At 28.5% G+C, this 13235-nt stretch carries 10 protein-coding genes and 1 other RNA gene; 5 read left to right on the top strand and 6 right to left on the bottom strand.

Annotation, left to right across the window (positions count from 1 at the left end):
* Positions 1-84: 84 nt before the first annotated feature.
* The 6 genes from dnaX to HMPREF9629_RS12340 all read right to left on the bottom strand — a co-directional run bounded on the left by dnaX (position 85) and on the right by HMPREF9629_RS12340 (position 6807).
* Entirely contained in the window at positions 85-1692 is a 1608-nt protein-coding gene (dnaX, locus tag HMPREF9629_RS10165) for a DNA polymerase III subunit gamma/tau (RefSeq protein WP_009526299.1), read from the bottom strand.
* A 138-nt stretch (positions 1693-1830) separates the two neighbouring features.
* Positions 1831-2095, bottom strand: an RNA gene (ffs, locus tag HMPREF9629_RS11425) — signal recognition particle sRNA large type.
* Positions 2096-2187: 92 nt separating this feature from the next.
* Entirely contained in the window at positions 2188-3024 is an 837-nt protein-coding gene (locus HMPREF9629_RS10170) for a copper amine oxidase N-terminal domain-containing protein (protein ID WP_009526300.1), read from the bottom strand.
* A gap of 261 nt (positions 3025-3285) precedes the next feature.
* Positions 3286-3927 (bottom strand): SbcC/MukB-like Walker B domain-containing protein, encoded by a 642-nt coding sequence (locus tag HMPREF9629_RS12330; RefSeq protein WP_009526301.1) that lies wholly within the window; start codon positions 3925-3927, stop codon positions 3286-3288.
* Positions 3928-4571: 644 nt separating this feature from the next.
* Positions 4572-6431: a hypothetical protein gene (locus HMPREF9629_RS12335; RefSeq protein ID WP_009526302.1), complete on the bottom strand. Its 1860-nt coding sequence runs from the start codon at positions 6429-6431 to the stop codon at positions 4572-4574.
* Entirely contained in the window at positions 6403-6807 is a 405-nt protein-coding gene (locus HMPREF9629_RS12340) for an AAA family ATPase (RefSeq protein ID WP_009526303.1), read from the bottom strand. Before HMPREF9629_RS12340 ends, HMPREF9629_RS12335 begins: the two co-directional genes overlap by 29 nt.
* 443 nt (positions 6808-7250) lie before the next feature.
* On the opposite strand from HMPREF9629_RS12340, the gene HMPREF9629_RS10190 reads away from it, so the two are divergent.
* The 5 genes from HMPREF9629_RS10190 to HMPREF9629_RS10210 form a co-directional block, all read left to right on the top strand.
* Positions 7251-7877: an MBL fold metallo-hydrolase gene (locus HMPREF9629_RS10190; RefSeq protein WP_009526304.1), complete on the top strand. Its 627-nt coding sequence runs from the start codon at positions 7251-7253 to the stop codon at positions 7875-7877.
* Positions 7878-7882: 5 nt separating this feature from the next.
* Positions 7883-9301, top strand: a complete 1419-nt coding sequence (gene hemZ / locus HMPREF9629_RS10195) for a coproporphyrinogen dehydrogenase HemZ (protein ID WP_009526305.1) — start codon at positions 7883-7885, stop codon at positions 9299-9301.
* Positions 9301-10581 carry a histidine--tRNA ligase gene (hisS, locus tag HMPREF9629_RS10200; protein WP_009526306.1) on the top strand — a complete coding sequence of 427 codons (1281 nt, stop codon included), beginning with the start codon at positions 9301-9303 and terminating at the stop codon, positions 10579-10581. Before hemZ ends, hisS begins: the two co-directional genes overlap by 1 nt.
* Before the next feature lie 224 nt (positions 10582-10805).
* Positions 10806-11279, top strand: coding sequence for an IS200/IS605 family transposase (gene tnpA, locus HMPREF9629_RS10205; RefSeq protein ID WP_009526307.1), 474 nt, complete (start codon positions 10806-10808; stop codon positions 11277-11279).
* A 363-nt stretch (positions 11280-11642) separates the two neighbouring features.
* Positions 11643-13235 (top strand): leucine-rich repeat domain-containing protein (locus HMPREF9629_RS10210; protein WP_009526308.1); only part of this gene is annotated, 1593 nt, incomplete at its 3' end.

Below are 13235 nucleotides of genomic sequence, written 5' to 3' on the forward strand. Positions count from 1 at the left end.
TTAGAAATTCAATCAATATAAATAATTTTTTAATAATTAAATCATATCCGAATAATACATTATAGAAAAAACACAAATACATTGCTAATCATTTATAACTTCTATATGGATTTGATTTCCAAATAAATTTTCTATTTTTTCTATCATCTCATCTTTTTTTTCTTCTATTTCAATAACTTCATCATCAAATACTATAAATATTGTCAAATCTTTTTTTAATATTTTAGAAAATGCTCTTTGTATTATGCTCAGATTATCACTTCTTTCGATAGCATTTTTATGAAAACCGTGTGTTTCAGGATATGATATATATATACATTCATTTACATATCGTCTGATAGTACCTTCATGCAGTAAGGCAATTATATGAGCAAATTTATTTTCTTTAAGCAATGAGTTTATATCAGGCATTAATGAGTTTACAAAATCTATTTGCTCTTGTTCCTCTGTACTTATTTGCTTGCTCGGTTTTATATTGTCTAATTTAGGTTTTACAATTTCTTTAGAGTTTTCAACAGGAACATCACTGTCAAAATCTGTTTTATTTTGAATAATATCTCTATTAGTTTTAAGTTCATTTATCGTATTTTCGAGCATTTCTATTTTTTGAACTAAATTTGATATGTCAAAATTTGATTCTGTGATTTGCTCTTTGCACTGTTTTATTACAAATGCTTGAAGCAATATATCCGGTGCATTTGAATATTTCATCTCATTTTCCAATTCACTTATACTTGTTATAAGCTTGGATATATCTGTGTCTTTGTTAGTTATTTTCTTTAGATTTTCTACTTCTGTCATATCTTTTCTTACAACTTCGTTTTGAATATATAAGGCATCTATAAGTCTTGATATTATCTGAAATGGAAGTTTTTTGACATCTATGGATTTACTTATTAAACCGTTTATGAGTTTTATACATTCAAATGATTTTTTTTTGAACATATTATCTATGAGACTGTCTATATCTTCAATAGATGCTCTACCTGTCACAAAGTCTATATTATTCATTGATATATTGCCATAAGACGATACTTGATCCAATATGGATATTGCATCTCTTACCCCGCCATCACAGGAATTAGATATAAAGTCTACAGCATTATCTTCATATGAAATATTTTCACATTCAAGTATATCTACAAGACGTTTTTTTATATCTGAGGAATTAACCTTTTTAAATTCAAATTTTTGACACCTTGACAATATTGTAGATGGTATTTTATTTATTTCAGTTGTTGCAAGTATAAATACAATATGTGATGGAGGTTCTTCAAGCGTTTTTAGCAATGCGTTAAAAGCGCCTGTTGACAGCATATGTACTTCGTCTATTATATATGTCTTGTATTTTCCAAAAGATGGCTGATACATTATGGTATCTTTCAATTGTCTTATGTTGTCAACGCTGTTATTTGAAGCGGCATCTATCTCTATTGTATCCACATAGTTGTTCAAACAGCTTTCACATTCATTGCAAGGTCCTTTTTGTTCATCATAATTTATACAATTTATTGCTCTTGCAAATACTTTCGCAGTTGAAGTTTTACCTGTTCCTCTTACACCGCTGAATATATAGGCATGAGATATTTTGTTTTCTTTAATTTGATTTTTCAAAACATCTATTACTTGATCTTGACCTATTATATTATCAAATGTATTTGGTCTGTATTTTCTATAAAGTGCCATTGACATTATATTATATCTCCTAATAAAATTAATCAGCACTGTTATGCTATAAATTTTTTATATAAAAAAAGAGATTACTCTATCGTAAACTCTTCATAAGCAATTAAGATAGAGTTAGTCTAATCTTAATTAAATAAAATTAAGCTGTGAACCCAACATCGTATATTGCTCACAAGCGGTTCTGACATAAAAAACTCAAATACAGCACCCTTGTATCACATACAGGTGTTTACTTACCGCTGCTTCATTCCTGACCTGACGGGGTTCATAAATCTGTATTGCACAAGACCATATTCTCAACATCTCTCATATCAGCCTGCCTTATAAGAAATATACTCAAATTGGGAATTAAACCCTGCTAAAGCGGATTGCAGGTTATAGGACACCGCTAACTTCCCGTCTATCACAGCAAATCTTAAAGACTGATTGATATATGATATAAAAAATATCATTTGTATATTATAATATAATTACATTTTATATTCAAGTACAAATTTTTAATTATTTTACATACTTATTGTATTCATCTTGTGAAATTTTCATCATCACAAATGTGCTTCCTGATGTAGTATTTGTATTATCTTTCATCAGTATTAAATTATTTTTGTTATAAGAAGCATCTTCCCTTGTATAAGTAGAATTAAAATTACTTACTTTTAAAGAAAGTGTAGAATTATTATAAGAATAAGTTCCTTGAACAGAATTTTTAGAATTTATATCTATCAATTCTGCTTTTCCGTTTTCACCTAAATTAAGCACATATTTATTTCTTTTTAAATCTTCTATTGCATAATATCCTGTTATAGGTCCATAATTCATTGGAGTAAGTACAGCATCATTGCTTTGTGTAGGATTTGAAATTTGTGTGTCTTGTGATGGCTGTATCTGAGAAATATTATTAGGTACAACACCACCTTTTGTTACTGTAGCTATATATCCTACAGGATTCCATTCAACTGTTGCTCCCAAGCTTGAAGATACTGCAGATAATGGTATCATTGTTCTTGAATTTATTATCATAGGCGGAGTGTCCATAGTTATAGTATTTCCGTTGACATCTATATCATAAGAGCCTATTACCAATTTTATGGTAGTTACACCGTCACTTCCCATAACAGTTTGAGTAGGTTCATCCCAAAATATTTGATTTGCACCTAATGCTTCAAATAAGGCTCTAAAAGGAACCATAGTCCTACTGTTTCTTATAACTGCCGGAGTATCTGTTGTAAGTGCGTTGCCATTTACAATTACAGATACTGTTTCAGGGGCTGCAAATGAATTTAATGAAAACATAAACGTTAATATAATTGATAATGTAAAAATATATAATTTTTTCATTTATAATGTGTCCTTTCATACAAAAATCTCTTTGTAAATCAATAACTTATAAAAAAAGAAACTTTAATTTATCTAAATTTGTCCTAAAACTGCTCTCAAGTTCTAATTGTCTGCCTTATTCTACACGTTTTATAGAACAAATTTTGCTCAAGCATAAGTCAATACTTGTAATTTATATTTTTTTAAATATAGTATTTAATAATTATACATCAAAATTTGATTTTAAAATATGAAGTTTTGTATACATTTTTATTACAAAGTTTATCCTACCACTATTTTAGCTGTACTTGAAGCAGAATATTCTGTTTGATTGATTTCCAGTTTTATAGGCACAAATTCTTTTATCTTATCAATGTGACTTATTATGCCTATTGACAGATTGTTTTCACTCTTTAATTTTTTTAGACAATCAAGTGCAACATCCAACGTTTCATTATCTAATGTACCGAAACCTTCGTCCATAAAGAAAAATTCAAGAGGAGCATTTCCTTTAAGCTGTATTTGTGATGATAGAGCAAGGGCAAGCGACAATGATACCAAAAATGTTTCTCCGCCTGATAATGTAGCAGGCATTCTCCTTATACCGCCATTTTGAAAATCCGATATTATAAATTCGCCTTCATCATCTATGGACAGCTCGAATCTTCCACAGCTTATATTTATCAATATTTCTGATGCTTTTTTGCAGACATAATTGAGTTGATATTTAGCTAAAAATTGTACAAACGTCTTGCCTTTAAATAATTTTTCTATTTCTGTAATTTCAGCTAAAATTTTGTCATTTTCCAATTTTTTTTCAAATGTATTTTTCTTTTTTTCAAATATAATTTTATCGTTTTTGATTTGATTTTCCAAATATCCATAATTTTTCTTAGACAAGTCAAGCTCTTGTTTTATACTCATATGCTCTTTTTCGTCATATTTTTTATCTTTTTGAAGGATGTTTACTTTTTCTTGCTGTGATGTGTACTGATTGTGTGAAACTTCTCTTGAGGTAGCAGCTTCTCTTAATTGCTTATCATAGTTATCGATACTGTCTTGTTTTTCTTTTAATTTAGGATATTCTTCATTTAATGTAAATATTTCTTCTATACTTGCAAAGTTTTCATTGTTTTTAAAAATTTTGAAGCATTAATTTTTTTTCTTCAAAAGATTTTGTTTTTATTTCAAATTCACTATCAATACGTGCTTTTTCAAATTTTAATTTGTCAAGATTTTTTTGAGTGCTTTCCATATCACTTGTTATTTTTTTTGCTGTATTTTCTATATTTGTAATATATTTTTTCTTTTCATCAATAATATCTTCTATATTTTCTAATTTATAAATTGATTTATCTGATATTTTCGTAAGTTCTATATTGAATGCTGAATTATTTTTTTCTTGTATAAACTGTATATCTATTATTTGTTTGTTTATATTTTCTAAATTTTTTGTTGATATTTTTATTTTGTCTTGTATGTTCGAATACAGTTGTTTGTTTTTTTGTAAATTTTGATTTAACTGTTCTATTAATTGCTCTCCTGATAGTATTTGCTTTAATCTTTGTTTAAAAATCCGATTTTTCTGTTTGAGTTTGATTGGATAAATTCTTCAATTCTTCGATATTTTGTTTTAAAACTCCGGTTTTTTTTGAAATTTGTTCTTGCTTTTGTTTTATGCTTTCATTTATGTTTTTTAATTCTGTTTCGTTTATGCTTATACTTATTTTTAGCTCTGATAAATTTTGCTGGGTATCCTTTATTATTTTTGATTGTTCTTCTACATTTTGAGTATATTTTTTGTATGCGATTTTGTATTCTTCGCATTTTTTTATCTCTTCATCTATATCTTTATTTTGAAGTTTCGTATATTCTTCATCTATTTCAACTTGCAGATTTTTTGACTGATTTTCAGCTTTTTCTATTTCGCTTGTTATTACTGCAATTCGTGAATTAAGACTTGAAATTTGTTCTAAAATATCGTTTAATGCGTCATCTTTATCTATTTCGTCAAACTCCATATCATATATATCATCTTTGTGGATATGATAAATCCCATGACAAACCGGACATTCTTCGCCATCTTTTAGAGAATTTTTAAGTGTTTTTATGATGTCATTTTTTTTGATTTTTTCTATTTGATGTTTTAAATTTTCTGATTTTTCTATTTTTGTTTGTAAGTCTTTGCTTAATTCTTGTAATCTTTCTTGATTTTCTAAGACTTGCTCGCTATTTTTCAATATTTGCCTGTTGTTTATATCTATCTTGGCTTTTGCAGTCTCTAATAATTTTTGATTGTTTTCATTTTCTTGATATGTTTCTATCGTATATATATTTTGTTCATCTGTTATATTAAATTTTTGCAATTTTTTTTCCAGATTTTCTATTTCAGTTTTTTCTGATGCTATGAGTTTTTGCTTTTCTGATAATATTTCGTTGCTGTTTAATGTCTCCTGATCTAATGTTTTTAATTCATCATTTATATTATCTATATTTTCAATATGAGTTACAGCTTTTCTTATTTGCTCTTTGTATGATGAGGAAAAAGTGTTTTGATTTATTTGTTGTTCATCTTTTTTTATTAGAATATTTATATTTTCTAATTTATCGTTGTCATTTGTTAAGCTTGTCTGTATTTCAATTTTATTTTTTTGTAGCAGGTTTATTTTTTCTTCTAAAGAAATTTTTTCCTGCTCTAATTTTTTTATATTTTCTTTTACTGTTATAGCTGATTGCAATTCTTGGATGTGTTGTTTTATTTGTGGTAATTCTTGAAGTTTCAAATCTGTCTTATTTTTTTCGTCTAATAATACAGATTTTATTTCTTCTGAGGATTTTAATTGAGAGTTCAATTTGCCTGAAACTTCTTTTATTTGCGGAAGATCTTGTGACAATTCTTTGTAAGTTTTAATAGTGTCTTGAATTTGTGACAACTTGGAGAGATTTTTACATTTTTCTCTCATATCTTCTATTTTACGTCCCCATGATTTTATTTGTAAAAGTTTTTTTTCTGTTTCTTCATATGCAAACTTCAAGCTTTCTAATTGTTTCACTTCATTTTGCAATATTTGCATATCACCTTGTATTTTTTCTAATTTGTCTATTTCTTGCTTTGCATTTTCAAATTCTTTCTCCAACTTTTGTATGCTCTGTTCATCAATATTTTCGTATATGGACAATTCTTTATCGTAGTCTTTTTTTCTGTCATCATATTTTGCTTTGTAGTTTTTTATTTTGTCATTAAGCTCATTGCCGTATTTTTTAAGAGAGAACAGTCTTTCAAGCATATCTTTTCTGTCTTTGTTTTTTTCTTTCAAAAAACTGCTGAATTCTCCTTGTGGCAACACTACTGTCTTAATAAAATCGTCATAATCAAGCCCTATTATATCCACAATTTTTTTATCCACTTCTTTTTTGCTGTCTGCCAAAACCTCTTGTAAATCTCTTGTTATTTTTATGAGCTTTGATTTTTTTTGATGAATCCGCTTTTGCAAGTATAGTTTCATCATCCGTTTTACTTTTTGACACACTTCGTTGTATTTCATATGTGCCGGCATTAGAACCTTTTATTGAAAATATATATCGTATGCTTGCTTTTTTACATTCAGAGTTTACAATATTGTCTGCTCCTCTCGGTATTTTTGCATAAAGAGCATAAATTATTGCATCTAATATGCTTGTCTTTCCGCTTCCTGTTTTGCCGAATATCCCGAAGAGTTTTTGTGATGTGAGCTTTTCAAAGTCTATCTCCTGTTTTTTTTCAAAACTGTTAAAGCCTTCTATTTCAAGTAATATAGGTTTCATAATATATCTCCTTAATATATTTATACGATTTATGAATATCAAATCAAATTATTTATTATAAAAATTTATCATAAAAGTGTTGCACTTAACTTGACAATCTATCTTATTAAATATTAAATCAGAAATTTTATTTTAGTCAATAAATATATGTGTAAGTTAAAAAATAATGATACAAAAACCTTAATATATGATATAATAACAAAAATCATTTTTTTGGAACAATACAAAAAATAATATATAATGTAAAAATATTATTTTCTTAATTTTTATTAAATAATCACAATATAGCAGTATATAATAAAATATAAAAAGTTATAACTTTAATTTAGGATTTAAATAGCGTATCTGACAAGCGAAAGACGAAAGAGCGTACTTATTATGTAGAGTGACAAATAAGAGAGATATAAAAATCTATAAATTAAAATTAAAAACGAGGAGAAAAAATGAACTACTACACAATAGAAACAATGCCTTTTGGCGAAAACTGTTATATATTATATGATGATGTTACAAACGAGTGCATTATAATAGATCCGGGCGGTGATTTTGACAAGATAATATCATTTATATCAAAGAAAAATTTTATACCTAAATACATAATACTCACTCACGCCCATGCAGATCATATAGGCGTATTGCAAGAATTACTTGATAAATATAAGAATATTACTTTGATAGCATCTATGCCGGAGAAAAAAGTGTTAAAAAATCCTATGTATAATCTTACAACAAGATTTGGAATGAAACACACAAGCTTTGATGCAGACAAATATGTAAATGACCAGGATACTATGAAAATTGGCAATCATGAATTGGAATTTATAATAACTCCAGGTCATACAATAGGTTCCATGTGCATAAAAGTTGAAAATTTTCTTTTTACAGGAGATACTCTATTCGCAGGCTCAATAGGAAGAACGGATTTACCCTCAGGTTCATATGAAGATATGGAAAAGTCGCTTTCAAAATTGATGAAATTTGATGAGAATCTACTTGTATTGCCCGGACATGGAGAAAGCTCAACAATAGGATATGAAAAAAGACACAATCCATTTACAAGAGGACTGTAATAGTTATGCTTATAATAAGTGATAACGAAAAGTATGATATAGAACTCAAAGAGCTTGCTAATATGCTCTTTGCAAGAAGAAAAAAAATATATCTGAAAAATGAAATAGATACAGATAATGAAACTGAGATTATATCATTAAAAAGAAAAGATGATGAAATCACAGCTACACTGTCACAAAACGATAAAGAAATATCTAATTTAAAATCTGAAATAAACTTTAAAGAAAAACATATCTACAAAAAATTGTTATATCTTATAATAAAAAATAATTATGAAGACGTAACAGGAAAATGGGGAATATTAACCGGAATACGTCCTGTAAAAATAGTAAATGACCTGAAAAAAGAAAATAAAACAGATATACAAATATACGATATATTTAAAAACAATTATTTGCTGTCTGATGAAAAAATTAAACTCATCAAAGGAATATCAGATGTACAAGAAGAAATAATAGACATACTATCAGATGATATAAGCATATATATATCAATTCCTTTCTGCCCAAGCAGATGTAACTATTGCTCATTTTTCAGTATAGATATAAACTCAGGCAAAAAATATATAAAAGACTATATAAAAAATCTGGAAATAGAAATTAGAGAAACTTTAAAATTACAATATTTTAAAGACAAAAATATAAGCAGTATATATGTAGGTGGAGGAACACCCTCGTCATTAGATGAAACTGAGCTGAAAATATTTTTTGACATAATAAACTACAATTTTGACTTAAATAAAATTAAAGAATTTACATTTGAAGCAGGACGAGTGGATACTCTCACAAGAGAAAAACTGAAAATTCTAAAATCTAATAAAGTCAGTAGAATATCAATAAATCCACAGACTATGAATGATGACACTCTCATAAAAATAGGTAGAAAGCACAATGTAGAAGATGTTAAAAAAACATATGAAATTGCAAGAGAGTTAGGATTTGACAACATAAATATGGATTTAATATTAGGCTTAGCCGATGAAAATATAAACGATATGGATAAAAGTGTAGACGAAATTATAAAATTAGATCCAGATAGCATAACTGTTCATTGCTTGGCTATAAAAAGAGCATCGGATATAAACACTAAAAATATAAAAGCTACCAATATCGAAATATCAGACTATATGCAAAAACTTACAGATAAGTTGAACGGTAAAAATTATATGCCCTATTATCTTTACAGACAGAAAAATATGCTTGAAAATGGTGAAAATATAGGTTTTTGTAAAGAAAATAAATATAGCCTGTACAATGTTGCAATGATGGACGAATTACAAAGCATAATAGGATTTGGAGTAGGTTCGGCGAGCAAGATACTTAACAAAAATACAAACTTATTAAGGCGTATACCAAATTACAAAGATGTGATATTATATAACAATAATATAAAAGAAATTATAAAAAGAAAGGAAGATATTTGATGAACAGTATACAAAGAGTTACAGGAACACAAGATTTTTTCCCAGAAGACTTGGCAAAAGTGGACTACGTTACACGAATTTTTAAAGAGGTATGCGAAGTTCACGATTATCACCAATACGATACGCCTACATTTGAATACACAAGACTATTCAAGAGAGGTATAGGCGAAACAACAGATATAGTAAACAAAGAGATGTTTACATTCATTCCAAGACAAGACGGAGGCGAAGAAGAAAGCATAACCCTAAAACCAGAAGGTACAGCCTCAATAGTAAGACTATATAATCAATACAGCCTTAACAATAAAAAACCGCCGCTAAAATTATTTTATCACATACCTTGCTTTAGAAATGAGAGAAACCAAAAGGGAAGATTCAAAGAATTTCACCAATTTGGAATCGAGGTATTCGGTTCAGATTCTGCAACAGTAGATGCAGAAGTAATAATATTGGCATACAGATTTTTTGAAAAATTAGGCATCGTAGATAAAATTGAACTTGAAATAAATTCAGTAGGTAGTTTTGAAAGCCGAAAAGCATACAACGAAAAATTAAGAGAATTTTTAAGACCTAATTTTGATAATCTATGCGAAACTTGCAAAGACAGATTTGAAAAAAATCCTATGAGAATAATAGATTGTAAAGAACATAATTGTCAGCAAATAACAAAAAATGCACCACTTATGATAGACAATTTATACGAAGATGAAAAAAAACACTTTGAAAAATTAAAAAAATTATTAGACATAGCAAATGTAAAATATAGAGTAAACCCTTATATAGTTAGAGGATTGGATTACTATACAAAGACAGCATTTGAGTTTATATCAAAAGATATAGGCTCACAAGCAACAGTTTGTGGTGGCGGAAGATATGACGGACTTGTGGCAGAGCTTGGCGGTCCTGATGTAACAGGAATAGGATTCGGTTTAGGTCGTGAAAGACTCATAATGATGCTTGATGAATTAGGTAAAATGCCGAAATTTGAAACAAAATATGACTTATATATAGCAACACTTGGAGAAGATGCAGACTTTAAATCATTTGAAATTGTAAACAATCTAAGACAAAAAGGTATAGTTTGCGATAAAGACCATGTAGGCAAATCGTTAAAAGCACAGATGAAATACGCAGACGATAAAAATGCGAATTATACGCTTATGCTTGGAGATAACGAAATAGCAAGCGGAAAAGCAATGTTAAAAAACATGAAAACATCAGAGCAACAAGAAATCGATCTGTCCACATTTGAAGAAGATTTTATAAAATTAGTAAGATAATAGCATCACAAAAAATGCAAAAAGCAATCTGTAACGGTTGCTTTTTTGCATTAATGTAGGCTTAAGCCAGTTTTGTAAATGCGAAGCTTTTACAAAACAATAATCCACCTGCTATGCAGGTGGAGGGAAGAAAGCTTTAGCTATAAGCAAAAACAAAAAACCTTATGATATAATAATATTGGTTCGTCAGCCAAATATTAAAAATCATAAGGAGGTGTCCTAAAGTGGACAATAATAGTTTAGCACATACAAAATGGGAATGCAAATATCATTTAGTATTTGCGCCAAAATATAGAAGACAAATAATATATGGAAAGTTAAAAATAGAAATAGGAAAGATATTAAGAGAGTTATGTGAAAGAAAAGGAATAGAAATAATACAAGATAAGTGTTGCCCTGATCACATACACATGTTGGTAAGAATACCACCAAAATACAGTGTATCAGAAATAATGGGGTATCTGAAAGGAAAAAGCAGCCTAATAATATTTGATAGACATGCGAATTTAAAATATAAATATGGAAACAGACATTTTTGGTGCAGAGGATATTATGTAGATACAGTAGGAAAGAATGCGAGAAAGATACAAGAATATATAAAAAATCAGTTAGAAGAAGATAGGTTGACAGAACAGTTGACGATGAAAGAATATATAGACCCGTTTACGGGAGAGCCCGCAAAGAAAAATAAGAAATAAAGTGCTTTAGCACTAATTGGGAAATAAACGCGACTGGCGAACTATTCAATGTGCCTGCAGGCACAAGCTTGTAACAGCCCCTTATAGGGGCAGAGCAAACTACCGGCTTAGCCGGTAGTTATGATTAATACATATTAACATTAGTTACTGTTGTATAATACATAAAGGCTATAAATTTACAAAAACTTTACCTAAATTCAGGAGTAATATATTGATTTTTGGATAGATATATAGTACTATATAAACTATATATTAATGCTTGCTATATTCTTGAATGAATTTTTTTTATATTTATTAATAAGATAGATTGTCAAGATAAGTGCAACACTTTTATCTATACAATTATGAAAGGAGTTTTTATTTATGAAAAGAAAATTCGGTTTATTTTTATCTATGTTGCTTTTAGCAATAAGTCCTTATTCATTTCAAAGCAATAACATAATAACAAAAAATCTTAATGTATTATCATCTGTATATGCAACGTCATCTTCCATGTTAAATATGTCACATTCCGTGACATCTAATTCTTCCATTGTAGTCACTGCTGATACTCCTGTTAGAGCAGGTTCTGACTGGACATATGGAGATTTTGCTTGGCGTGATAATTTCGGGACTTTTTTAATAGGAAAAGTTAGAGGTCTTTCCAATAGAGGTGTAAATAAATTAGCAACAACAGGCGGTAATATAGACTTTCCTGATAAAGATTTATATGGAAATGATATAACTGTTTTAGAAAATTATGATACAATCATGTATAATGATCTTATAAGTTTAAAAGGAGTATCTGAACATTCCATTTACTCTGTTACACTTCCTGCTAATTTAGAAACTATAGGTGGAAATTTTTTCAAAAATCAAAATATTACTCAAATAGATTTTCCATCAACATTGAAAAAAATAGGTTTTAAAGCATTTGAAGGAAATAAGATAGAAAATTTAACTATTCCTGAAAGTGTAAATTTTATCGGTCCTCGTGCATTTCGTGATAATCAAATTTCAAACTTAACTTTACCTTCAAATACAGTGAAATATAACATGGAAGTATTCAGAGGAAATAAGATTATAAATTTAAACAGCTCTTTTAATCCTGATGCTTTAGCAAGTGCAGACGATATGTATGAAGATGACAAAGATGATCCATATTATGGTGGTGATAGACTGTTCATGAACAATGAACTGAAAAATGTGTCATTTGAAGGGATTCCTTCTAATATAACAGAAATATCAACTCAAATGTTAATGTATAATCATCTGAAAAGCCTTGAATTGCCAAAAAGATTTAATGCTATAGGTTCTCAAACATTTAAAGAAAATAAAGGATGGTATAACGATAATAAAAAAGTTGCATTATATATAAAAGATAACGGACAATACTACCTTAACAACGATACAATAGATGACAGTAATGCACAAGATTATACAATAAATCCCGTACTTGTAAACTTCCAAATACAAGACAAAGATATATTACCGCAAGAGATAAAAGACAAAACAGAACTTAATATAAAAAGAATCAGAAGCAATTCAGACGACAAAGATATAACAGCAAGAATAACAGAAGACTACGAAAACTTCAAATTAGGAGATAAATTGGAACTTACTTCTGATGTAGAAGGATATAAATTATCCTTATTAGACGACAGCAATCAAATAACATTAGATCCGAACAATACAGATATAGTGCAAGACACATCATATGGAGACGGATACGAAGTAGGATATAAAAAAGCAGATATAAAAGTGAAATATCAAGCACTACCTGTAGAATTAAAAATAGAATTGGTAAAATTGGTAAACGGAGCAGAACAAGCCATAACATCAGCACCGAACGTGACAGTAAAAGTAGACGGAGCAGAGCAAACCATAACACAAGGAACGACACTAAATGCAAAATATGCAGATGAAGTAGAAATAACACCTACAAATAATACAAGTTATGCAGTTGATAAAGTAGAA

The organism is Peptoanaerobacter stomatis (genome assembly GCF_000238115.1).
Classification (GTDB): Bacteria; Bacillota; Clostridia; order Peptostreptococcales; family Filifactoraceae; genus Peptoanaerobacter; species Peptoanaerobacter stomatis.